Annotated in this window: 16 protein-coding genes; 5 read left to right on the top strand and 11 right to left on the bottom strand. The window is 61.4% G+C overall.

The annotated features are described in order from the left end of the window. The first annotated feature begins 50 nt into the window (after positions 1-50). Positions 51-1112, top strand: a complete 1062-nt coding sequence (locus tag AC0MRV_RS01590; RefSeq protein WP_472762669.1) for a hybrid sensor histidine kinase/response regulator — start codon at positions 51-53, stop codon at positions 1110-1112. 183 nt (positions 1113-1295) lie between these two features. Next, positions 1296-1439, top strand: a complete 144-nt coding sequence (locus tag AC0MRV_RS01585) for an entericidin A/B family lipoprotein (RefSeq protein WP_472762668.1) — start codon at positions 1296-1298, stop codon at positions 1437-1439. Between the two features lie 164 nt (positions 1440-1603). On the opposite strand, the gene AC0MRV_RS01580 is transcribed toward AC0MRV_RS01585, so the two are convergent. Further along, the gene (locus AC0MRV_RS01580; RefSeq protein ID WP_472762667.1) at positions 1604-1786 is read right to left on the bottom strand and encodes a hypothetical protein; all 183 of its coding nucleotides are present in this window, start codon (positions 1784-1786) and stop codon (positions 1604-1606) included. A gap of 844 nt (positions 1787-2630) precedes the next feature. On the opposite strand from AC0MRV_RS01580, the gene AC0MRV_RS01575 reads away from it, so the two are divergent. From AC0MRV_RS01575 to AC0MRV_RS01565, 3 genes are all read left to right on the top strand, one after another. Further along, entirely contained in the window at positions 2631-3407 is a 777-nt protein-coding gene (locus AC0MRV_RS01575; protein WP_472762666.1) for a GDSL-type esterase/lipase family protein, read from the top strand. Positions 3408-3410: 3 nt separating this feature from the next. Further along, on the top strand, positions 3411-4451 hold the full coding sequence (locus AC0MRV_RS01570) for an acyltransferase family protein (protein ID WP_472762665.1): 1041 nt from the start codon (positions 3411-3413) through the stop codon (positions 4449-4451). Positions 4452-4737: 286 nt separating this feature from the next. Further along, positions 4738-4923, top strand: a complete 186-nt coding sequence (locus AC0MRV_RS01565) for a hypothetical protein (RefSeq protein WP_472762664.1) — start codon at positions 4738-4740, stop codon at positions 4921-4923. Between the two features lie 10 nt (positions 4924-4933). Here the strand turns inward: AC0MRV_RS01565 and AC0MRV_RS01560 are convergent, their stop codons facing one another. The 10 genes from AC0MRV_RS01560 to AC0MRV_RS01515 form a co-directional block, all read right to left on the bottom strand. Then, complete coding sequence (locus AC0MRV_RS01560; RefSeq protein ID WP_472762663.1) at positions 4934-5878, bottom strand: transposase; 945 nt, start codon at positions 5876-5878, stop codon at positions 4934-4936. Between the two features lie 71 nt (positions 5879-5949). Then, positions 5950-6249 carry a HigA family addiction module antitoxin gene (locus AC0MRV_RS01555; protein WP_472762662.1) on the bottom strand — a complete coding sequence of 100 codons (300 nt, stop codon included), beginning with the start codon at positions 6247-6249 and terminating at the stop codon, positions 5950-5952. Between the two features lie 4 nt (positions 6250-6253). Further along, the gene (locus tag AC0MRV_RS01550; RefSeq protein WP_472762661.1) at positions 6254-6523 is read right to left on the bottom strand and encodes a type II toxin-antitoxin system RelE/ParE family toxin; all 270 of its coding nucleotides are present in this window, start codon (positions 6521-6523) and stop codon (positions 6254-6256) included. A gap of 262 nt (positions 6524-6785) precedes the next feature. Further along, positions 6786-9056, bottom strand: coding sequence for an ATP-binding protein (locus AC0MRV_RS01545; RefSeq protein WP_472762660.1), 2271 nt, complete (start codon positions 9054-9056; stop codon positions 6786-6788). Between the two features lie 59 nt (positions 9057-9115). Then, on the bottom strand, positions 9116-12367 hold the full coding sequence (locus tag AC0MRV_RS01540; protein WP_472762659.1) for a ribonucleoside-diphosphate reductase subunit alpha: 3252 nt from the start codon (positions 12365-12367) through the stop codon (positions 9116-9118). 283 nt (positions 12368-12650) lie between these two features. Further along, positions 12651-13736 (bottom strand): ribonucleotide-diphosphate reductase subunit beta, encoded by a 1086-nt coding sequence (locus AC0MRV_RS01535; protein ID WP_472762658.1) that lies wholly within the window; start codon positions 13734-13736, stop codon positions 12651-12653. Between the two features lie 546 nt (positions 13737-14282). Next, positions 14283-14861, bottom strand: coding sequence for a response regulator (locus AC0MRV_RS01530; RefSeq protein ID WP_472762657.1), 579 nt, complete (start codon positions 14859-14861; stop codon positions 14283-14285). Positions 14862-14867: 6 nt separating this feature from the next. Further along, positions 14868-17669 (bottom strand): hybrid sensor histidine kinase/response regulator, encoded by a 2802-nt coding sequence (locus AC0MRV_RS01525; RefSeq protein WP_472762656.1) that lies wholly within the window; start codon positions 17667-17669, stop codon positions 14868-14870. 139 nt (positions 17670-17808) lie between these two features. Beyond that, entirely contained in the window at positions 17809-18855 is a 1047-nt protein-coding gene (locus AC0MRV_RS01520; protein WP_472762655.1) for a deoxyhypusine synthase family protein, read from the bottom strand. Between the two features lie 57 nt (positions 18856-18912). Further along, positions 18913-23340, bottom strand: coding sequence for a CHASE domain-containing protein (locus tag AC0MRV_RS01515; RefSeq protein ID WP_472762654.1), 4428 nt, complete (start codon positions 23338-23340; stop codon positions 18913-18915). Positions 23341-23377 lie beyond the last annotated feature (37 nt).

Here is a 23377-nt window from a genome sequence, read left to right as displayed (position 1 = left end):
CTTAGCGCATGAGGAACTTTCACTAAATCGCCCGTTGCAAACGCCCCAACATGCCTGAATCGCGGCTCATCCTTGTCGTCGAAGACCATCCTGCCTACCGCACGATGGTGCAGGAGGTGTTGGAGGACGCCGGGCACCGCGTCATCGCGGCGGCCGACGGCAACCAAGGGCTGGCGCTCGCACAGGAGCATTTGCCCGAACTCATCCTGACCGATGGCCGCATGCCCGGCCTCACCGGCGTGGAGTTGATCACAAAGTTGCGGGCTGACACGCGGTTTTCCACCACCCCAATCATCGTGCTCACGGCGATGTCTACCCCGGCCGAGACCCGGGCGGCAATGAACTGCGGAGCCGACGACTACATCACCAAACCCGTCAACGCCAACGACCTGCTGCGGTCGGTGAATGCGCGCCTGGAGAAACGGGCGCTCATTGAGGAGCTCGACGCCTTTGCCCACACCGTGGCGCACGACTTGCGCTCACCGATTGCGATGGCGATGGGGCGCATCGACTTGGCCGAGATTCGCCTGCAGAGCAAGGAACTCGGGTGCGTGCATGAGAGCTTGGAAGATGCGCGGGACGCGCTGCGGCGGCTCAATGCCATCGTCGACGAGATGCTGTTGCTGGCGAGTGTGCGCAAGGCGACCGTGCAAATGGTGCCTTTGGATATGGCCCAGATCGTGGGGGAAGCCCTGCACCGCGCCGATGCCCACCTGCGCGACTCCCTCGCTCAGGTGCAGCAACCGGAGTCGTGGCCACGGGTGACCGGGTATGGTCCGTGGATCGTCCATGTCTGGTTTAACCTGCTCACCAACGCGGCCAAATACGGCGGCGCTCCACCGCGGATCGAGCTGAGCGCCACCCCATATCCCGAGCGGCGAGTCGTGCGTTTTGTGGTTCGCGATCACGGTCCGGGCGTCGACCCCCAAAAAGCCGCCGGCACCCTCACTCCATTTTCCAAGATTCCCCAGAATCGCGGCAAAGGTCACGGCTTGGGCCTGTCGATCGTGCAGCAAATCATCACCAAACTCGATGGAGCCTGTGGGGTGAAAAGCACGCCCGGCGAAGGCGCGGCGTTCTGGTTTGAGCTGCCCGCCGCCGAACAGGAATAGCAAGGCGCCGATCCGCCATGCAGCATGCCCGATGCGTCGCCATGCCGGCTTTGCATATCGCAACTCCGGGGTTGGCCAGGGGGTGCGCCATCCTGCACCGAAATATCATATCCCTCTATAATATAGATTCTTAGGTATCCGGACCCTAAGGCTGGCATCTCGACTGCGACAGCGGACGCCGACATGAAAACTACCCGCAAACTCATCCTCGCAATCCTCACCCTCACCGGCGCCGCCCTGGCCTTCACCGGCTGTCAGACCATCGAAGGTGCCGGCGAAGACATCGAAGACGCCGGCGACGCCATCTCCGACGCCGCCCGCTCCTAAGGGGTCATGTCTGGCTTGCCCGGGTAAAACCGACACGAAGACGGAGTAGTTATGGTGTGTGGAGGGATTCGAAGGCGACGGGGCTACGATAGCCAAAGCTGAAGTAGAGCCAGTCGCGATTCCAGAAGCTTTCGATAAAGTGGAAGATTGCGGTGCGCGCTGCGTCAGCGGGTGCGGAAGCGGCCACCTTTGATCAGTCCGAGTTTCGTGCTGCTCCAAAACGACTCAATATAGGCGCTATAGTAGCAGTCACCCTTGCGACTCGTGGAGGCGACGAAGCCGTAGCGTTTCAGTTCAGGTCTGAAGGCATGGTTGGCAAACTGGGTCCTGCGATCCGAGTGGACCATGACGAGGCCAGCCGGCCGTCATCGTTGGCAAGCCATGCGCAATGCGGTGCTGGCCGCCGGAGTGTCGAGGTTTTTTGACATGCTTCAGCCGACGATGCGGCGGGAGCGTTCGTCGATCGCGGCGGGGACGTAGAGCCAGCCCGGCACGGTGAGCACATAGGTCGCGTCCATCGCCTAAGCTTGGTCGATATGTTCCACCAGCAGCTCCTGTGGTATTTGGAGCCCACGGGACACCCATGGCGGCTGTCGGTGCCTTACGGGTGGTATTTGGAGCGCCGCCGAGCCACGAGGTGGCCTGTCGCATGAGCCGCGCTCGCGGATAATCCGCGGACCACCGTAGGCCTTCTGCTTGGCGGCGAATATCTCGCGGATGCGCCGCAGCAGAGCGGTGTCGCGTTGCTGACGAACAGAGGGCCGCTGACGCCGACACAGCCAGTCGTAGTAACCACTGCAGATGACCTGCAGCACCTCAGACAGCCATGCCACCTTGGAGTCGCTCATGCGTGCGATTTGGGCATACCTCTCGGTGGCGGTTCGCAGAGGATGCCAAGCGATACAGCAGCGGGACCCGGATGCCCAACTCGGCTGCTACCCTGGCCGCGCTGCGACCACTGCTACGCCACAGCTGCAGCGCTTCGCGCTTAAACTCGGCAACATACTGGTTCTTCATGACCGGGACCTTTCGTTTAATCCCCATCCCCGTGTCCGTCAAACCGGGGCAACCTCAACATGACCCCTTGGATTCAACGGGCCTGTTCGCCGGCGATGCCTTCGATTTCTGCGTAGCCGGCCGCGGCCGAATGATTCAAGCTCAGGTGGTTTGAGTCCCCAGCATCGTTCTGAAATGCCTTTAACGCCTGCGAACAAACGGAAACTCGTCCTTACGATCGTGCTCTGTGGTATGACCTTGGCGTGGGGATTTGCAATGGGGCGTTATGAGGCCTTTCCATTTCGAACGATCCAGACACTGAAGCTGCGGCTGTTTCCCTTCGACGTGAGCGCCCTTACGCCAAATTACGAGACGGCGGGATGGCGTGAAGCGGTCAGGCGCTTTGAGGCGTCCCCCGCTGAACCGACCGTTGTGATGCTCGGCGATTCCCTCACTCGGTGGAACGAGTGGCACGAGTGGTTTCCGGAAGTCGCCATCATCAATCGAGGCATTGATGGCGAAACCTCGCGGGGCTTGTTGCTGCGCTTGGACGAGGTGTTAAACCGCCATCCGGCGGCAATCTTTCTGCTGATCGGATTCAACGACTATCTTAGGGGGGAACCGGTCAATGCCGTTGCGGAGCGCATAGCAGGGTTGATCAAGTCGGCGAAAGCGGCGGGGACGGATGTGATTGTCCAGTCGGTGATCCTTCCGGGGCGAAACGAGGCGGATGACCGACGGGCATGGGTGAGTGAACTGAACACGGAGCTCCGCTCGCTTTGTGCTGAGTTGGGCACGCCTTACGTGGATCTGAATGCGGCCATCGCGCCCGACGGATTTTTACCCGATGCGTTCACATCCGATGGCATTCACCTGACGTCGGCGGGTTACCAGGCGTGGGAGGCGGAGATTACCCCACGAATTCATGCGATTACGGCGGAATCGGCCAAAACCGGTCCTGAATCACCTTAGTTGATGCTTGTCATCCCCTCCCTGAACGGATTGCGGGCGGTGAGCGTGGTAATGGTCATCGCCTCCCACCTGCTGATGGTCGTAGATGTGCCGGAGGCCATGGCCGGTGTGCTCGGCTATCTGGACGGCGCGCTCGGGGTGCGGTTCTTTTTTTGTATCAGCGGGTTCCTCATCACCCACCTGTTGCTAGTCGAACAGCAGCAGCACGGCCGGGTGTCGCTGCGTAAGTTCTATTTACGCCGCGCCTTGAGGATCATGCCGGTCAACTATGCCTATATTGCGGTGTTGTTTGTCCTAACGGTGCTCACGGGCCTCGAAATGAGTGCCTGCCAGTTCTTATCCGCGTTGACCTATACCAAAAATTACTGGTGCGGGGCTTGGGTTGACGGTCACCTGTGGAGTCTTGCGGTCGAAGAACAATTCTATTTGCTGTGGCCGTTCTTGCTCTGCCGGATGCCTCGTCGGGGAGCCGTGCTGGTCGCACTCGGGGCGATCCTGCTGGCACCCTTTTCTCGCGCGGCGGAATACCATCTGGGCGGGAGGGCGTTCTTCTGGCTGACGTCCAACAGCGACGCTTTGATGCTGGGCTGCCTCGCTTCAATCCTAGTCGATCAACGGCGCGGGACCGTGTTGCGCTGGTTGTCTCATCGGCCAACGGCAGGCCGAGCGCTGGCCTGCGGTCTCATCGCGCTCCCCGTGTGGTTAAATCGTCATCTTATGCTTGGATGGCTTACCGTCACGGTGGGGCCGTTGCTCCAAGCTTTGGCGATCACGTATTTGATCCTTTCTCTCGCCTACCGGACGCAGGGTGTCTCTTTCCGGGTGCTGAACCTTCCGTTCATGGTCCATCTCGGCACCCTTTCCTACAGCCTGTATGTTTGGCAGCAGTTGTTTCTCTCCCACCCGCAAGTCTACGGAGTGGAGGGCGCGTGGGCGTTGCGTTGGCCTTTCAACTTGATCGCGGTCTTGGCGGTTGCCTGGGCGTCCTACTATCTGCTTGAAAAGCCGTTGTTGGCACTGCGCGGACGATTGCGGCCAACCTAGTCGCGGGAAACACCGCTTCAGGATTGATGAGACGCCTCGGGGAAGCAAACGGGGGCGTGTTGAAGTTGCCCCGGTTTGACGTACACGGAGATGGGGACCAAACGAAAGGTCCCCGTCATGAAGAACCAGTATGATGCCGAGTTTAAGCGCGAAGCGCTGCAGCTATGGCGTAGCAGTGGTCGCAGCGCGGCCAGGGTAGCAGCCGAGTTGGGCATCCGGGTCCTGCTGCTGTATCGCTTGGCATCCTCTGCGAACCGCCACCGAGAGGTATGCCCAAATCGCACGAATGAGCGGCAGCAAGGTGGCATGGCTCTGTGAGGCGCTGCAGGTCTCTCGCAGTGGCTACTATGACTGGTTGCGTCGACGTGACCACCCCTCGACTCTCCAGCGGCGGGACTGCGAGCTGGTGCAGCGCATCCGCCAGATCTTCGTCGCCAAGCAGAAGGCCTACGGCAACCCACGGATCACCTGATCCTAAGGGGTCATGTCGTCACATTGTCAACATATTGACGATGACGCCACAAGCTGGTCCGGACGGCTGCAGGCTTCCCCCAATGCATCGCCTCCGCCAACCACACGACTGGCACGCCCATTTCCTCCCGCAGTTGCTCGGCCAGCGCGGCCTTGCGCTTGGCCGAGAGCTTTCGAGTCAACAAATCCGCCTCCGCTAAGCCTTGCTCGCTCAGGAGCTCTTTGAGGCGCGCCGACCAGCGTGCCTCTTGAACCTGTTTGGGCTCCTGATACTCCGACTTCGGTCCGGCTGCGGGCTTTGCGGCCAGATCCGACTGCAACTGTTGTTTCCACGACTGGTCTCCAATAGCCCAGCCTTCCGAATAGGACTCGCGCTGGTCCACCGGCAAGCCCTGCTCGAGAGCATGCACCTCCGACAAGTAGGAAACGTAACGCGCCCAATCCGCGACTGAATCCGCGAAACCCAGGGTCGAGAGCCACGCTGTCGCATCAAGGCCCGGAAACCGATCACCCTTGAGAAACGCGCCCAAGCTGCTCCAGCGAAACGAGGGGAGCATGGGTGCGTCCACGATTCCCGCCCGCAAGGGATTCAGGTGGATGTAGTCGGCGACTCGCGCCCAAACCTCCTCATGCTCCAGTAGGATCGACTTAAACCTACCCTGGAACAAGTGCCCCTGTTCGCTACGCAGCCGGTTGAACCGCGACGCAAACGTCACCTGCAGCCATTGCATGCCCGCCGAGAGATTTGGTTGTGGTGTGCGCACAGCCAGATGGAAGTGGTTACGCATCACCACGTAAGCACCTAGCTCCCACTCATAACGTTTCACTGTTTCCGCCAGCGTATCGACGAACGCCTTCGCCGCCCCGACCGTTCCAAACACATCCCGCCGGTAGTTCCCCCGGTTGATGACGTGGTAGATCGCTCCGGGGTATTCAATGCGTGGCTGCCGCGCCATCCCCAACCCTTAGCCGTTCAAACCGACTAGGGCAAGTGCTGACAATGTGACGACATGACCCCGTCTACCTGCTATGCAACCGCCAAGGAGCGTGGTTTGATTTCGGCAAGGTCCTTCCCCAACCGCTGCTTCGCCTCCCGTAGATCGCATTCGGCTTGGATTCGAAGCCAATAGCCGTCGGACATGCCAAAATAACGATCCAACCGGAGACCGGTGTCGGCCGTGATCGCACGCTTGCCTTGGAGAATGGCGGTGATCCGCGTCAACGGGACATGGATGTCTTTGGCCAAACGGTAGGCCGTGATTTCCATCGGTTTGAGAAAGTCCTCGTTAAGGATTTCACCGGAAGTGATCGGCGGGAGCGTTTTCATGGTTTCAGTGGTAATCAACGATCTCCACCTCGTGGGCATCTGTTCCTTTCCAGCGGAAGCAGATTCGCCACTGCCGATTGATGCGGATCGAGTGCTTGCCCTTCAGCGCTTCAAGCTGATTTCCAGGCGGAATCCGCAAATCGTTGAGATGGTGGGAGACGTGGATTTGGATAAGTTTACGACGGGCGGTGCTGAGGATGGAAGGTGGAAAAGCGGGGCAGGCGATGTCGTTGAAGACGGCTTCGGTGTCGTCGTCGGCAAACGAAAGAATCATCGCACGATATAGATACGCGCCACGTTACTAACGTCAAGCGTAATGTCGCTCGTTATACCCCCATGTCTGTATGTGACGGCCTGACCCCGTGCGCCTGTCCGATGCCTTACAGCGCTTGGCCTCTCAACTCAAGTGCTGACAATGTGACGACATGACCCCTTTTGCCTGCTCTCCCCACTGGGTCAATTGTTGATAAGTTACGACATGCCCCCTTTCGCCTGCTCCTTTTGCCTGCCTGCTCTTTTGCCTGCCCATGCGTTCCCTACTCCCTCTCGAAAATATCATCAATAATAGTGTTCTCGTCTTCTGCACGGCCCTCACTACGACCAGAACCATAACTTACTGAACTATCCCAATCTTCATTTCCGTTTTCCCCTACAATATCATCTACATCCACTTCAGATGCAATATCCCAAGCTTCACTCGAATCAAAACTAAAACCTAACTCCTCCGCCCATGAATCTATAGCATTCTCCAATGCATCACGTGCATCATCCAAACCCTCGTCCGTTGCGTAATAATCATCGAGTATACCCTGCTCCCTGACCCAATTATCTACGTTGTCTTTAAAAAGCGCCACCGCACGAGAATGGAACTCCTCTTCGGACTCCGGCTTGAGATATTCTTTCACTAACGTAAAAAGGGGAGACAAGACAAGATATTCTTCATAGGTATCCGCGTCATCCAACAAACCTTCCCAATATTCCACTATTAATCGACTATCCAGCTTCACGGATTCGACAGCAACTAGCACACTCAGAAAACGCGCCATTCGCCGAACGCTGTAATAGGCGAAATTCTCATCCGCGATACACAACGCCCAGCTGTTCCAATATCCATCGCCTACGGAACATTTCTCCTGAGCGACCAAAACCGCCAATGCGATACCAAAATCGTTGCCCCCATCGACGACCGGCGGACATCTTTCACAAAGCCTTTTAAGTATTTTGCTCAGAGAGGACCGACTTAAGACTCCAGACTGCCGCATACTTGACAGCTCAACAAGTGGCCTTTCTGTCCGCAAAAACTCAATGACCTCACTAATAACACTTGGTGTTGATTTGTATTTTCTTAATATAAAGTCCCCGACAGCCGGATTAAATAGGCCGATCTCCGCCTTTTCTCCCCCAGCATCAATTCGACAAGTTCGATTTAACACAGACCCAATGCACAGTCTTAATGAGTCGACCCAACGCTGCATCTTTCCGGATTCAAACCCAGAAACCTCTAGCAGTTTTCTTTCAAATGCCTCTCTTAAACTAAACTCTTGTATTGTGCCTCCGTTGAGAACAACCGCTATGACCAACCAACGAGCATCCTCTGAGAGCTGCCTTTCAAATACGTTAGCCCACACATCCTGAGGATTTTCAAGCGTCTGCTTGATATATTCCCAATACCCATCTGCCTGAACAACACTCGCTTTATGTGAGTCAGTAATAAATTCGATCAACCGCGGATTAAAGTTCGGATGGCGCACAACTTCCCGATAACGCCGATCCTTATAAATTTCATCGACATACCCCCTGGAGAGATCCCCAAACCAGATATGATTATAGAGCATGTAGGATTTTTCAATAATTGATAAGTCATCTACGACCAACTCAAACTCATTTCGGTCCAGATTCTCAATTTTAAAACGATCCGTCAATTGGCCTGCTCGATTTAGTATAACTGTTCTAGTCGTTAAAATAAACCTTTTGTTCTTATTCTTTCGAATTCGGCGAATGAATGCTGCTATCTGACTATCCTCCTTACCTGATATTATCTCCAAATAATTTCGACCAAGGAAGTCATCAAAGTAATACACCTGTTTTTGATCCTCGTCCCAGCAGCCTTCGAGTTCCACTATACTATTACTGGCTTCAAAAAATTCATATCCCGACACAACACACGCCAACGCGAGCTGCTTAGCCAATGTAGTTTTCCCGACACCAGGCTCGCCTGTGACGATTAAGACCCGCTCCTTCTCCAGAATCTTTGATCCGTCGACGTAGCTCGACGTCTGCACATATTTAGTTAACGACTCATTGATTTCTTCAATTGTCGATCCGCTCCTCATGACAATTGCCGATGAGTGAATTAATCTCAGATTCTCGAAGCTAGCTAGCCACAGCTTGTAGTATTTCCTCTCAATACCTCTAAATTTAGAAAGCAGGGCACAGATATCGTCGTAACCATAGACATCGTCATCCCTCTCAATATAGGGATGGAATATGCCCCTAATCTTTTGCTTATTCTTCGCCGATAAAGACAGCGAAGTTCCAAATACGTATCTTTCGGGTTTCAGCTTCTCTACCTTAAGAAACTCGTTCTTAGCCAACTCACGAAGCATCTGAGCGAGACCTGACTTACCCCAATGCTTAGACTGCAATATGGTCACCCCACCATCGGGAGAATAAAACCGACCGTCGATACCCTGATCCTTTCCTGCCTTAAATCGTTCAACATGTTTGGATTCCAGTTCACCAATAACGTCGGCAAATAGATCCTGAAACTCCTTATCATTCAGCAACTGGAAATTGTAACTGCTCATAATAAAGCCCTAGCTGGAGGAGCTAGGGCTAATATTAAAGAAATGCTAATTTCAAGTTCTTACTGACACGCTTCACATTCCTCGCCGTTGCGCATGGCTTCGATGCTGCAGGCTTTCTTCTCCGCTTCGGTGAAGACCTTCTTGCCGGTTTCGCCGCGCATTTCCTTTTTCACCGCGACGGTCGCTTTCTCGATGTTGGAGGCGCCGAGGGTGCGGAGGTAATACGTGGTCTTGAGGCCGGTGTGCCAGGCGTGGCGATACATGTGGCTCAGGGTCTTGAGGTCGGGCGTGGCCAACCAGAGGTTCACCGACTGGGCTTGGTCGATCCACTTCTGGCGGCGGGCCGCCGCGTCGACCACCCACTTGTGGTCGATGCCGAAGGCGGTGAGATACTTCACCTTGATGTCCTCGGGGATCCGATCGATGTCCTTCAGCTCGCCGTCGAAATACTTGAGGTTGTCGATCATATCCTGGTCCCACAGGCCACGGGCCTTGAGGTCGCGGACGAGGTAGTGGTTCAACACCGTGAAGTCACCGGACAGGTTGCTCTTCACAAAGAGGTTCTTGTAGGCGGGCTCTATGCAGGGGCTGGTGCCGGTGATGTTGGAGATGGTCGCAGTCGGGGCGATGGCCAACACGTTGCTGTTCCGCATGCCTTGCTTGGCGATCTTCTCGCGCAAGGGAGTCCAGTCCATCTTGCCACCGCGCGGGACTTCGACCGGGACGCCGCGCTCCTGCTCGAGCAGGTCGACGGTGTCGGGCGGGAGGAGTCCGCGGTCCCACTTGGAGCCTTTGTAGCTCGAGTAGGTGCCGCGCTCGGCGGCGAGGTCGGAGGAGGCTTCGTAGGCGTAGTAGGCGATGGCCTCCATCATCTCGTCGTTGAAGTCGACGGCGGCCTCGGACGCGAAGGCGATGCCCTTGCGGTAGAGGGCGTTGGCCAGACCCATGACACCCATGCCGATGGGGCGGTGGCGACGGTTGGAGGTCTCGGCCGCCTTGGTCGGGTAGAAGTTGATGTCGATGACGTTGTCGAGGGCACGGATGGCGGTGCGGATCGTCTCGCGCAGCTTCTCGTGGTCGATCTGGCCGTCGGGTGTGAGGTGGTTCTCGATGATGACCGAGCCGAGGTTGCAGACGGCGGTCTCGTCGTTGGAGGTGTTGAGCGTGATCTCCGTGCAGAGGTTGGAGGAGTGCACCACGCCGACGTGGTCCTGCGGCGAGCGGATGTTGCAGGCGTCCTTGAAGGTGATCCAGGGGTGGCCGGTCTCGAAGAGCATGGAGAGCATCTTCTTCCAGAGCTCGAGGGCCTTGACCTTCTGGCCGTGGATTTTGCCTTCCTCGGCCATCTGCTCGTAGCGCAGGTAGGCTTCCTCGAAGGCCTTGCCGTAGAGGTCGTGGAGGTCCTTCACCTCGTTGGCGCGGAAGAGGGTCCAGTCCTCACGGGCTTCCATGCGCTTCATGAACAGGTCGGGAATCCAGTTGGCCGTGTTCATGTCGTGGGTGCGACGACGGTCGTCACCGGTGTTCTTGCGGAGCTCGAGGAACTCGAAGATGTCGTTGTGCCACGACTCGAGGTAGGCGCAGCCGGAGCCCTTGCGCTTGCCGCCCTGGTTGACGGCGACGAGCTGGTCGTTGTGGAGCTTGAGGAAGGGGATGACGCCCTGCGACTCGCCGTTGGTGCCGGCAATGTGCGCGCCGGTGCCGCGCACGGCGGACCAGGAGCCACCGAGGCCGCCGGCCCACTTGGAGAGCTGGGCGTTCTCGGCGATGCCGCGATACATGATGCCCTCAAGGGAGTCGTCGACGTAGTAGAGGTAGCAGGAGGAGAGCTGGGAGTGCAGCGTGCCGGAGTTGAAGAGGGTCGGCGTGGAGCTGCAGAAGCGGCGGCTCTTGTAGAGGTTGTAGAGCGAGAGCACGCGGGCCTCGCGGTCGCCTTCCTCGGCATGGAAGAGGCCCATCGAGACGCGCATCCAGAAGAGCTGCGGGGTCTCTAGGCGGCGGGCAGGCTTCACCGTCTTGTCGATGATGAGGTAACGATCGTAGAGGGTCTGGACGCCGAGGAAGTCGAGATCGAGGTCGGCGGAGGGATCGAGGGCGTCGGCGAGGCGCTCGAGGTCGTAGTCGAGGAGCTTGCCGTTGATGCGCTTGATGTCGGCGCCGTGCTTGAGGTGCTTGGCGAGCGCGTCCTTGTGGAACTCCTTCAGCTTGCCGATGCCGTCGGTGACGATGTCCCAGCCGAGGACTTCCTGATAGATGAAGGTGAGCTGGATGCGGCCGGCGAACTTGGAGAAATCGGCGTCCTTCTCGATGAGGGTCTTCGAGTTGAGGATGATGGTCTGGTCGAGGTCCTTTTGGGAGATCTCGTCGAAGACGGAGCGGAGCAGCTCAACCTCGATCTCCTCGGCGGTGAGGCAGAGGTCGAGGCCGATGGAGGCGAACTCGATGCGCTTCTTGAGGTCGGCGCGGTCCCAGAGCTTGTTGGAGCCGTCGGGCTGCTTGACCATGATCATGGCGGGCTGGGCGGAGGCGGCGACCTGGCGGAGGGCGGCGGCATCGCCCTCGTCGTTGTCGTTGGAGGCGTCGCGGTGCTCGTTGCGGAGGGCGCGGTAGAGGATGTAGGCCTCGGCGACCTTGAAGTGGCCGGCCTTCATGAGCTCCTCCTGGACGATGTCCTGAATCTCCTCGATGTGGACGAAGCTCTGCTTGGAACCGAGCACGCGGGCGGACACGGCTTCGGTCACCGCGACGGCGGCGGTGGAGTCCTGCTGGAGGGAGAGGAAGGACTTGCGGACGGCGATCTCGACCTTTTGGGCGATGTAGGGGACGACCTGGTTGGAGCGGCGGATGACGCGGACGCCGGCGGTGGCGTGGCGGGAGCCGGGGACGAGCTTGCGGGAGCGGTTGAGCAGGAGGGACTTGGCGACGTCGTAGGCGTTGTTGTCGACGAGGGTCTTCTCGATGAGCTCGTAGAGGTCGTTGAGGGAAATCTTGAGGGGCGACTGCTTGAGGGCTTGGGCGGCGAGGTTGGCGGCGACCTCCTTCACGATGTTGCCGACGAAACCGCGGGTCTCGGGGGTGAAGATGTTGCCCTTCTCGCCGCGGGCCAGGTGGACATTGGTGACGGCGTTGCCGAGGGTCTCGGCCACCTCGGCGAGGTCGAATTCGGTCTCACCCTGCGGCGCGATGAGTTTGATGGTGGGCAGGAGGGGCGTGTCGGTGGGCACGCACTCGCGCCAAGCAAAGTTGGGGCGGTCGGCGGTGTTTTGGTTGGCGGCTTTGAGGGCTAGGTCGTGGGCGAGCGAAGGATTCATGTTGTGTTGTAAAAGGTGGGAAGGTGGGAAGGTCCGCTACGCGGGAGGTGCAGTGAAGTGGACGGATGGGAACGCGAGAGCCCGGGCGACGCAGGGGCGATGGTCGGCCGGGCGGGAATCGGGTCAGACGACGGACAGCAGAAGGAACGAAGCTGGGGAGACTGGAGGGGTAGTTGAGGGTTGTGATTTTGGGGGCGAAAGCGCGGCGGGAGTGGCGCCGGGCGGAGGGTTTCGGGTGATGAGGGGGAGCACCACCCGGCCGACCGGCGCGCGGCCGCGGGGTTTAAAGATCGTCGTCGTCGGCCACTTCGAGGGCCGAGGACTTTTGGTATTCGGTGACGCGACCCTCGAAGAAGTTTTGCTCCTTCTTGATGTCCATCATCTCGGCTAGCCACGGCAGGGGGTTCTTGATGCCGGGGTTGAGGGGCGTGAGGCCGCAGCCCTCGAGGCGGCGGTCGGCGATGTAGTCGATGTAGGTGAGGAAGTCATCGATCACGAGACCGACGGCGTTGGCCGGCAGGCAGTCGCGAATGAACTCCTTCTCGAGCGCGACGGCCTCGGCCATGGTCTGGCGGAGCTCTTCCTTGAACTCGGCGGTCCAGATCTCGCGGTTCTCTTCGACGAGGTCCATGAACAGGTTGCGGAAGACCTCGATGTGGTTGGACTCGTCGCGCAGGGTGTAGCGGAACATCTGGCCGATGCCCGGGAACTTGTTCTGGCGGTAGAGGGAGAGGACCATGCCAAAGAGGCCGTAGAACTGGGTGCCCTCCATGCACTGGCCGAAGAGGAACATGTTGCGGGCCAGCAACTTCTTGTTTTCCGGTTCGGTCAGATCGATGTCGCGGCGCAGGTCCTTGGAGTTCTTGGTGACGAACTCGTTCTTGCGCACAATGGTCGGGATATCCTCGAACATGGCCTCGCACTCGTGCGGATTGATGCCGAGCGAGGAGATCATGTAGAGGAGCGAGTCGGCGTGGATGTTCTCCTCGTGGGCGTGGCGACCGAGCACGAGCTTGAGCTCGGGGGCGGTGACCAGCTCGCGGGTGACGTGCTGGATGTTGTCCCCGACGATGCCCTCGGCGGCCGAGAAATAACCGATGCCCATGCGGATGATCCAGCGTTCCTGGTCGGAGACGACGTTGTCGTCGCGCCACTGCTCGATGTCCTTGCCCATCGGGATGTCCTCCGGCTCCCAGTGATTGGCCTTCATCTTCCGGTAGAGGTCGTAGGCCCACTGGTATTTGAGCGGCAGCAGGTTGAACGTCATCGTCTCGCGGCCATTGATCACCTTCTTGGCGGCGAAGGCGGCTTCGGCTTTGGCCTGGTCGAGGAGGAACGTTTTGGAACCGACGGTGAAGGACTTCTGCATGGCGATGACGGGTGGGCGCGGGAGGTGGCCGAAAAGGTTGACGAAGGAGGGGCGAAAAGAAGCGGATTTGGTGACGAGAAACCGGTCGTTTTTGCGTCTGCGCGCAAACTCGCGAACAAAAGTTGTTCAGAGTTGTTCGCAGGTTGTTGACCACAAGGGGTTGTGGTTGCCCGCCGGACAGGCCACAAGGGATGGGCCCAGTGCAAAAATCCGTCAACTGGTTTGTCCGCAAAAAAACGCGAAAATTTCTAAGTTTTTCGCTTGATGTGCCGATGGCGCCGATCGCGCCTTCACAAAGGGGTGCAAACGGGCTGGGGAGACGGCCTCAAGCCGCGGCTGGCGTCGCGGAAATCCCAATGGTTTGAAATCCCAAATCCCAAGGGCGAAATCCGAATCCCTGGACCTAAATTCTGAGGGGTTCGGAGCGGCCGGTGGGGGCGAATCCAGCGTTTGGATACCGGGCGCGACACCGTCATCACGCCGTCCGGAGGTCGGCGTCCACCTTCGCCCCTTGGGGGTGGACGCGGACGTCCTCGACCGCGTTGCTCAGTGCGGCGGGAACGGCGACGCGCTCGCGCGGTGACGCACACGGGCGCGCTCCGCCGCACACTCGGGGCAATCGGTGTAGGCAAACGCCACCGGTTGGCCTTCCGGCACGACCACTTCCATGGCGCACCATTCGCCGTCTGTATTCGCCACGCGGCGACAGCGGCGGCAGCTCGCCAGCGGTGTATCAATTTTCCCGGCACGGTCGGCAAAGCCGATGAGACGGCGCGCCACTTGCAGACGCATGGCGAGTTCCTCGGGGTTGATGGGCTTGCTCAGGAAATCGTCCACGCCCGCCTGGATCGCCATCTCGCGGTTGGCCCGGGTGGGCGCGCGGTTGGTGAGCAGGATGAAATAGGTGTAGTAACCGGCGCGTTCGCGCACCCGTTGACACAGATCGAGACCGGTTTCCTCCGGCATGACCCAGTCGCTGATCACGATCTGCGGTTGCTCGCGCTCGATGGCATCCCACGCCGAACGCCCGTCCACGGCTTCGATGGTTTCACAGCCCTGTTCGCGCAGGGCGGCATCGAGCATGAGACGCGTCACGTATTCGTCGTCGGCTATAAGGACTTTCATGGGGAGCTACACCGCTGGACTGCGGGTAACTACGTAATCGGCCAACACCGGCTCCAACCTTAGCCAAGAATCCCGGGCGCGAGCGATTTCGTCGGGGATGCCCGCCCAACCATGATCGGCGGCGAGGTTTTCGACCTCGCGCAGGGCGTCGCGCATGACGAAGGCACCGATGTTGGCGGCGCTGCCGGCGAGCTTGTGCGCGACCATTTCGAGTTCGTCGGCATCGCGTGCTTCGTAGCAACGCTCGACCTCGGCGAGGCGGCCGGCGGTCTCGGTGCGGAAGAGGTTCACCATGGTGAGCGCCAGGCACTCGCCGTCGCGCGTCGACATCTCCTCAAACATGCGCACCGGCTGCGGATCCCAGTCGGACGTGCGCCGCAGGCGGTCGCCCGCCCCACCCTCGCCCGCTCCCGGGCCAGTGCCCTCGCCGGCCTCGGCCAGGCCGCAGCGCACGAAGGCGGCGTTGAGTTCCTCGGGGTCGATCGGTTTGGCGATGTAGTCACTCATGCCGGCCTCGAGGCACCGCTCGCGGTCGGTCTTGAGCGCGTTGGCGGTGAGCGCGATGACCGGCAGCGCCGGATCGATGCCCGCTTCCGCGCCGGAACGGATGCGGCGCGTGGTGCTGAAGCCGTCGAGCACCGGCATGTGGCAATCCATCAGGACCGCATCAAATTTCTCCCGGCGCAGCAGCTCCAGCGCGCGCTCGCCGTTTTCCGCCAACTCAGACTCGTGGCCGAGCCAGTCCAACAGCATGCGCGCGACGATTTGGTTCTCGTGGTTGTCCTCCACCACCAACAGCCGCAGCACGCGGGCCGGCATCGGCGGGCGCGCGGGCGCGGTCAGCAAATTGCGACCGGAGCGCGCGCGTTCGGCGGCGCGCGATTCGGGAGCGGGCAGCAGCGACGACAAGGCGGCCCGCAAGGCTTCGCGTTCGACCGCCTCGGGCCACGCCCAGTTGAAGTGCCCCGGATTCTCCGGCATCGGATCGGCTCCGACCAAACCCAGTCGCACCGTCTGATAGGCCGCATCGGCGCGAATGAGCGCGGCAAGCTCGGTGGCGGACACGCCCTCGAGATCATCGAGGACGAGCACGCACTGAAAGACGCCATCATCGAGACCCTCGCGCGCGGCCGTGAGCCGATGCACGGCGCCCTCGGCACCGGTGGCTTCTTCGCCGCGCACGCCGAGTTCCATCAGGCGCGCGAGCAAGGAGCGCCGTCGGTCCCCGTCGCGGGCCACGACCAGCGTGCGCACGCCGGCGAGACCGGCCGCGTCGCCCCGAGCGCGATCGAGCGAGCGGCGCACCAGCGGAATTTCGCACCAGAAGGTCGAGCCTTCGCCTTCCTGACTGTCGAAGTCGATCACCCCGCCCATGAGCTCGACCAGCCGCAGCGAGATGGCGAGGCCGAGACCGGTGCCGCCGAAGCGACGCGTCGTGCTGCCGTCGGCCTGGGTGAAGGGTTGAAACAGTTTCGCCTGCGCGTCGCGCGGGATGCCGACCCCGGAGTCCATCACCTCGATGCGCACCGTGTCGCAACCGCTGTCGCTGCACACCACGCCCGCGCTCACCAACACCTCGCCGGCCTCGGTGAACTTGATGGCGTTGCCGACCAGGTTTGTAAGGACCTGACGGATACGCGGGCCGTCGCCGATGAATTCGCCGCGCACCTGCGGGTCGAGCTCGCAGGTGAGCTGGAGGCCCTTCTGGCGGGCGGTCGCGTCGAGCAGCGCACAGGTGTCCTCGATCATCTGCCCCAGGCCAAAGGGCTCGCGGTCGACCTTGAAGCGGCCGGCCTCGATTTTCGAAAAGTCCAGGATCTCGTTGATGATGCCGAGCAAGGACTCGCCGCTGCGCCGGATCACCTCGCCCATCTCGCGCTGCGGTTCGATGAGCTCACCTTTGAGGAGCAGGTTGGTCATGCCGATGATCCCGTTCATCGGGGTGCGGATCTCGTGACTCATGTTGGCCAGGAACTCCGACTTGAGGCGCGACGACTCGAGGGCGCGGTCGCGCATGTCGGCGAGGTTGGCCTCGAGTTCCTTGCGCGCGGTGATGTCGGTCAGAAAGCCGTGCCACAGCACGCCACCGCCCGGTTCGGGCTCGGGGGTCGCGGTGCCTTCCAGCCAGTGCACCGAGCCATCGGCATGGCGCCAGCGGCACTCGTATTTCCACGGCTGGAGTTGGGTGGCGGAATCGCGCAACGAGTCGCAGAACCCGGTCGCGTCCTCGGGGACGAGTTTGTCCAAAAACGGCGTCATGTCCCCGCGCAGCTCACTCGGGTTGAGCTTGAACAAATCGTGCATGCGCTCGCCGGCGAAGGGAAAGCTGAGCGTGCCATCGGGCCGCAGGCGGGCCTGAAACAGGATGCCCGGCACCTGCGAACCGAGTTTGGCCAGGCGGGCCATGAGCTCCTCCCGCTCACTGTGCTCGCGAGCGGTTTGCAGCGCGCGGCGCACCGTGGGCGCAAAGCGGGCCGGACGGGATTTGAGCACATAATCGGTCGCGCCAGCACGGAAGCATTCCGCCACGAGGTCTTCGCTGCCCTCGGAGGACATGAAAATGATGGGCAGGCCCGGACGGCGCTCGCGAATAAGCTTCAGCGCGGCGAGTCCGTCGTAATCGGGCAGGCGGTAGTCACAGATCGCGAGATCGTAAGCGTCCTCGGCGAGGGCCCGCTGCAGCGGCGCTTCGCGGTCGACCACCACAGTGAGGCACTCAATGCCATCGGCCGCCAAGCGGTCCCCGACCCAACGCGCCTGCAAGGGATCGTCCTCCACCATGAGCAAGCGGATCGTGAGGCCACTCATAAGCATGCGATGACGATGACAGACACGGGCACGTCTCCGCCATCGGCGCGAAACGACCGAAGTTTAGCCTCAACCGACTGAAACAAAAAAGGCGGCGCCGAGTGGCGCCGCCGGAGAAAGGGCAAAGCAGTGCTCGGTTTTATTCGCCCAGCACCCAGCTGAAGATGAGCGGGGCCACGATGGTGGCGTCACTCTCGACGATGTATTTCGGCGTCGAGGCGGCGAGTTTGCCCCAGGTGATCTTCTCGTTGGGGACCGCGCCGGAGTAGCTGCCGTAACTGGTGGTCGAGTCGCTGATCTGGCAGAAATAGCCCCAGAGCGGCACGCCGGTGCGCTCGAGGTCCTGGTGCAGCATGGGCACCACACAAATGGGGAAGTCGCCGGCAATGCCGCCACCGATCTGGAAGAAGCCGATCGAGCCTTCGCCGTTTTTGAGCGTCTTGGCGGTCTTGGTGTAATACTCCGCCAGGGTCGTCATGTATTCGATGCCGGTGCGCACCGTGTGCACGTTCTTCACATCGCCGCGAATGACGGCGGCGGCGAACATGTTGCCGAGGGTCGCGTCTTCCCAACCCGGCACGATGATCGGCAGGTTCTTTTCCGCCGCGGCCATGAGCCAGGAGTTCTTGGGGTCAATCTGGTAAAACTTCTTCAGCTTCCCGCTGCGCAGGATGCGATACATGAACTCGTGCGGGAAGTAGCGCTCGCCGGCGGCGTCGGCGGCCATCCACTCCTCGAGCACGGCCTTCTCGATGCGGCGCATGGCCTCCATCTCGGGGATGCAGGTGTCGGTCACGCGGTTCATGTGACGGTCGAGCAGCTCCTGCTCGTCGGCCGAGGTGAGGTCGCGGTAGTTGGGCACGCGCTCGTAGTAGTCGTGTGCCACCAAATTGAATACATCCTCCTCGAGGTTGGCGCCGGTGCAGACGATGGCGTGCACCTTGTTTTTGCGGATCATCTCGGCCAGCGAGATGCCGAGCTCGGCGGTGGACATCGCGCCGGCGAGGGTGACCAGCATCTTGCCGCCGGCCTTGAGGTGTTCCTCGTAACCCTTGGCCGCATCGAGGAGGGCGGCGGAGTTGAAGTGCCGGTAGTTGCGGGCAATGAACTTGGAAATGGGTCCCTTGCGGGAGGCGCGCTTGGCGTTGAGGTCTTCGGGGCGCTGCTTCTGGCGTTTTGCTTTCATAAATTCAGGGACCACCGTAGCGGCCCCCGGATCGCGCAGAAGCACAAAAACTTAAAATCACACGGCCGACGAGTCGCCGGCCTCAACCTCGGCCAGTCGCGCCATGACGGCGGCGGCCAGTTTTTCGCAGGCCGATCGCAGCTTGGGCAATCCGGCCTGCGCCGCGGTGGTTTCGCCCTGTTTGGCCAACTTTTCCAGCTCCAGCGACAGCCGGCGGACGGCCATGCCGCCAAACAGAGCCGCCCCACCGCCAAAACGATGCACGCGCATGACAAACTCCGACCAGTCACCGGCGGCGGCCCGCTGCTCCAGATCCGCCAACTCGTCGGACCATTCATTCAGGAACTGGCGGGCGATGAAGACGAAGACGGTTTCGCCGCCGTCGGTGTGCAACTCGAGCAGCTCGCTCACGACGTCATTGTCGAGGACCGGCTCGGCGGATTCGGCGGCGGCGGGGTCCGGCGCCTCCGGCTCTCCCGCGTGCGCCGCGCCGAAGCGCTGCAATAGGTCGGTCACTTCACGCGCCCGCAGCGGCTTCGTCAGGTAGTCGTCCATGCCCGCGTCCCGGCAACGCTCGCGGTCGCCCGGCATCGCGTAGGCGGTGAGCGCGACGACGGGCACTCTGGCGTCGGCCCCGGGCACGCCGCCCGCGCGCAGCAGACGCGTGGCTTGAAAACCGTCCATCACCGGCATCTGGCAATCCATCAGCACCACGTCGAAGCGCGCCTTCGCCAGGCAAGCAAGGCCCTCCTCGCCGTGGTTGGCCACGGTCACCTCATGGCCCATCCGGCCGAGCATGATGCGGGCAACCTCCTGGTTGGCCTGGTTGTCCTCCACCAAAAGCAGCCGGAGCTTCGGGCCGTTGCTGCGGGCCGCCCGTGACGGCGCGCCAGCCATACGATTAGCCGAAACGGGGTCCGCACTGGCCGGCGCGACCGGTGGTGCGACTTTGGCGCCACGCGGCAGCGCAAACTCCACCCAGAAGGTCGAGCCGAGACCCGGCTCGCTGTGCAGCCCGATGCGCCCGCCCATGATCTCGATGATCTGGCGCGAAATGGAAAGACCCAGCCCCGTGCCCCCGTGCACCCGCGTGTCGGACCCATCGGCCTGCACAAAGGCCTGAAACAATCGATCCTGCACCTCGAGCGGAATGCCTGGGCCGGTGTCCTCCACCTCGATGCGAAACTCGCGGTTGCGACTGAGCGAGGGGTGCTCGACGAGCCGCAACGCGACGGTGCCCGCCTCGGTGAACTTGATGGCGTTGCCCAAGAGGTTGATCACGACCTGGCGCAGGCGCCCCTCATCGCCATGCACCGACCAATCGCTGCCCGGCGGAATCTCGCAACGCAGCGAAACAGGTCGCCCGTCGACCCGCGGCACCAGCAGCTCGATCGCATCGCGCAGCATGGAGGCGAGGTCGAAATCGCCCGTCGTGAGCCGCATCTTGCCCGCCTCCATTTTGGAGAGGTCGAGGATGTCGTTGATGATGGTGAGCAGGTTTTCGCCACTCTGGCGGATGACCTCGGCCATGCGCAGGCTGTCCTTCGCCAGGCCGGAATCGGTCAACAGGGTCGCCATGCCGATGATGCCATTCATCGGCGTGCGCAGCTCGTGGCTGATGTTGGCGAGAAACTCCGTCTTCAACCGCGACAGGTGCAGCGCCTCGTCGCGCGCCTGCGCGAGTCCCTGCTCGTAGTCACGGTTGCGCGTGACATCGATGCGCACCGAAACGAAGCGGCGTGGCACACCCTGCTCGTTGAGCTCGGGCACGATCAAGGTATCCACCCAATAAAGCCGCCCATCCTTGGCCCGGTTGCGGATGTCACCGCGCCAGTTCTCGCCGCGCAGCAGGGTTTGCCAGAGCTCCGCAAAGAACTCCCGCGGGTGCTCACCGGATTTGAGCAGACGGTGATCGTGCCCCATCAGTTCGTCGTGGCTGTAGCCGGAGTTTTCGCAGAACCGTTGGTTCGCGTAAACGATCGAGCCGTCCACGTCGGCCACGGAAATTTCCACGTGTTGGTCGAGCGCCTGCTTGAGCACGGAGAGCTCCACCATGGCGGCGCGGCGACTCGCCTCGGCGCGCCGATGGGCCGTGAGATCCTGTGCCACGCCCAGAAACCCCATGGGCTGCCCCGCCTCGTTCGTGATCGTGCTGATCGAAAGTTTCACCGGCACATGCGCGCCGTCCTTGCGCACGTAGGTCCACTCCCCCTCGTCCTTCAAACCCCGCAGACTCAACGCAACGAACACCTCCATCGTCGGCGCCACGGTCTCCCCCAGGCGGCCGCTCAGCAGCTTTGCCTGATTCTCCATCTCGGAGGGCAGGTGAAACTGCGCCGGCGTGATTTGCCCGATCACCTCGGCGGCGGTGTAGCCCAGCAGCCGCTCGGCGCCACGATTGAAGCTGCGAATGATGCCCTCGAGATCGACGCTGATGAAGGCGAAGTTGTGGCTGTCCAGCACGCCGCGCTGCAACGCGATCAACTCGGCCATCCGCGCCTGAGCCGATTCCAACTCGGCGGTGCGATCGGCCACCAGAGACTGCGCCCGCTTTTCGGAAACCTGCAGGAGCGTCACCAAACCGGCTGCCGCGAGCGACGCCAAGGCGAGCCCGGTGCCGATCCAGGACGAGACGATCGCATAGGGCCGCGCGAAGCGATCGGTGACCGTCCAGCCGAGCGTGAAGGGCTCGCCGGCGAGGGTCAGTTCCGTGACCGCATCGTAGCGCGGTGGCGTCACCGCGCCCGCTTCGCGGCCATCGTCCGCCCCGGCGCTATCGAACAACAAATCCCGCTCCGCCGTCGACCGACCTTCAAACAGATCCAGTCGCAACTCCTGGGTCACGTTGGGCAGCACGCCTTGGACGAAGTGAGCGGTCACAAACGGGGCATACACCCAATGGCGAAAGGCCGCCCGCCGCTCCGCCACCGTGCGCAACGGCAGATCGTTGGCATACACCGGCAGGTAGAGCAGAAAACCGGCCCGCTTCTCACCGTCCTGCACCAGGACGATGCGTTTGGTCATGCGCGCCTCGCCGGAGTCCCGCGCCTCGAGGGCCGCCTGACGACGATTGGCTTCCGAACCCACATCGAGGCCGATCGCCTGCCAGTTGGTCGGCTCTGGTTCGATGAAGCCGATCACAAAATGCTCCGGGTCACCGGGCGCGACGGTCGGCCGCTCCACCCCCGGCACCTCGTGCATGGCAAAGGGGGCGCCGCGATCCCGCCCCAGGCCGCTCACAAAGCTCGGTAGATCCGCCGCCGCCGCCGGCCAGATGACCCCGATGCCGTTGATGCCCGGATACGATTCATGCATCCGCAGCGAATCCGCAAAACGTCGCCACTGGGCATGGTTCACCTCGCCCGCGGTGTTGAACAGCGCCACCCCTCCCCGCAGCGCTTCGGTGTAAATCGTCATGCGATCCTGCAACGCATCCATCGCGCTCTCGACCTCACCGCGGAGATGGGAGGCCTCGGCCAACGATTCAGTGCGTCGATGCAGGTGGTAAACGACCGCCCCCATGGTCCAGCCCGCCAATAGCACCGTGGCCCCCAGCCGAAAACTACCGCGATCCCGAAACAACGGCAGTGCCAGCGCCGTGATCACCACCCCAACCAGAAAAACCTCCATGCGTAACAGCCCGTCGTTGAGCTGCTCGCTGTCGAAAGGACCGTGACCCGTGGCGGTCGCAATCACGGCGGCCGTCGCAATGAGCACCGCCACCATTTGGGTGCCCAGCCGCCCGCCCCATAGTTTGCCGAGCAACAAGGGCGGGAAGAGCAGGAAAATGAGACCGCCCGATTCACGCAGCCCGAGGCCCAGGAGACAGGCGGTCAACGTCGCCACCACCACGACCATGGGGCGCCACGGCTGCTTCCACAGACGGCCGACCTCGGCTTGGCCGACCCGCCACGTTTCTAGCAACGGCACCAAGAGCACGATGCCAAACAGGTCTCCCACCCACCAGGTGAGGGCCACGACACCCAACTCGGGCGTCGGCACGACTCCGGAGGCCCACAAGGGACCCACGCCGAGCAGCACCGAGGGCTGCGGCCCCACTGCTCCAGCCAACAACCACGCCAACACTTCGCCGGCACGGCGCGACCCCTGTAAACGCGTTTCCCGCATGCGGTGGATCACGGCCGCCCCCAACCACGCCTCCAACACCGGCCCCAAGGCGGAAATCGCCGCAGACCACGGCAGGTCTGCAAGAACCTTGCTCAGCAGGGCCCCGACCAACACGCCCCACAAGGCGCGCGGACCAAAACGCAGCGCCGCCCACACCCCCAGACCCGCCGCCGGCCACACCGGTGAGGCCTGCCCGCTCAGGGTGCTCACCAGCAAGCCGAGTTCGCTCAGTCCCCAGACTCCCGCCGCGATGCCCGCCACCACCGCCCAGCTCGGCTGTGCCGAATCCGCCGACGGCGAAGCGTCGGACCCAAACGGCGGCTGGCTGCCGAAGGCGTGCGCGGGATCCAAAGACATGAAGGTTCAAAGCCTACATCGGCCAAACCCGCCCAAA

It is taken from the genome of Actomonas spartinae, assembly GCF_051209155.1.
Taxonomy (GTDB): Bacteria; Verrucomicrobiota; Verrucomicrobiia; order Opitutales; family Opitutaceae; genus Actomonas.
The sequence above is the reverse complement of the archived record's forward strand: the minus strand, read 5'-3'. Positions and strand labels throughout refer to the sequence as shown.

Excerpts from the sequence above, each read along its gene's own strand:
- AC0MRV_RS01590 (WP_472762669.1), top strand. The coding sequence starts at position 51 with ATGCCTGAATCGCGGCTCATCCTTGTCGTCGAAGACCATCCTGCCTAC.
- AC0MRV_RS01585 (WP_472762668.1), top strand. The coding sequence starts at position 1,296 with ATGAAAACTACCCGCAAACTCATCCTCGCAATCCTCACCCTCACCGGC.
- AC0MRV_RS01580 (WP_472762667.1), bottom strand. The coding sequence starts at position 1,786 with ATGGTCCACTCGGATCGCAGGACCCAGTTTGCCAACCATGCCTTCAGA.
- AC0MRV_RS01575 (WP_472762666.1), top strand. The coding sequence starts at position 2,631 with ATGCCTTTAACGCCTGCGAACAAACGGAAACTCGTCCTTACGATCGTG.
- AC0MRV_RS01570 (WP_472762665.1), top strand. The coding sequence starts at position 3,411 with ATGCTTGTCATCCCCTCCCTGAACGGATTGCGGGCGGTGAGCGTGGTA.
- AC0MRV_RS01565 (WP_472762664.1), top strand. The coding sequence starts at position 4,738 with ATGAGCGGCAGCAAGGTGGCATGGCTCTGTGAGGCGCTGCAGGTCTCT.
- AC0MRV_RS01560 (WP_472762663.1), bottom strand. The coding sequence starts at position 5,878 with ATGGCGCGGCAGCCACGCATTGAATACCCCGGAGCGATCTACCACGTC.
- AC0MRV_RS01555 (WP_472762662.1), bottom strand. The coding sequence starts at position 6,249 with ATGAAAACGCTCCCGCCGATCACTTCCGGTGAAATCCTTAACGAGGAC.
- AC0MRV_RS01550 (WP_472762661.1), bottom strand. The coding sequence starts at position 6,523 with ATGATTCTTTCGTTTGCCGACGACGACACCGAAGCCGTCTTCAACGAC.
- AC0MRV_RS01545 (WP_472762660.1), bottom strand. The coding sequence starts at position 9,056 with ATGAGCAGTTACAATTTCCAGTTGCTGAATGATAAGGAGTTTCAGGAT.
- AC0MRV_RS01540 (WP_472762659.1), bottom strand. The coding sequence starts at position 12,367 with ATGAATCCTTCGCTCGCCCACGACCTAGCCCTCAAAGCCGCCAACCAA.
- AC0MRV_RS01535 (WP_472762658.1), bottom strand. The coding sequence starts at position 13,736 with ATGCAGAAGTCCTTCACCGTCGGTTCCAAAACGTTCCTCCTCGACCAG.
- AC0MRV_RS01530 (WP_472762657.1), bottom strand. The coding sequence starts at position 14,861 with ATGAAAGTCCTTATAGCCGACGACGAATACGTGACGCGTCTCATGCTC.
- AC0MRV_RS01525 (WP_472762656.1), bottom strand. The coding sequence starts at position 17,669 with ATGAGTGGCCTCACGATCCGCTTGCTCATGGTGGAGGACGATCCCTTG.
- AC0MRV_RS01520 (WP_472762655.1), bottom strand. The coding sequence starts at position 18,855 with ATGAAAGCAAAACGCCAGAAGCAGCGCCCCGAAGACCTCAACGCCAAG.
- AC0MRV_RS01515 (WP_472762654.1), bottom strand. The coding sequence starts at position 23,340 with ATGTCTTTGGATCCCGCGCACGCCTTCGGCAGCCAGCCGCCGTTTGGG.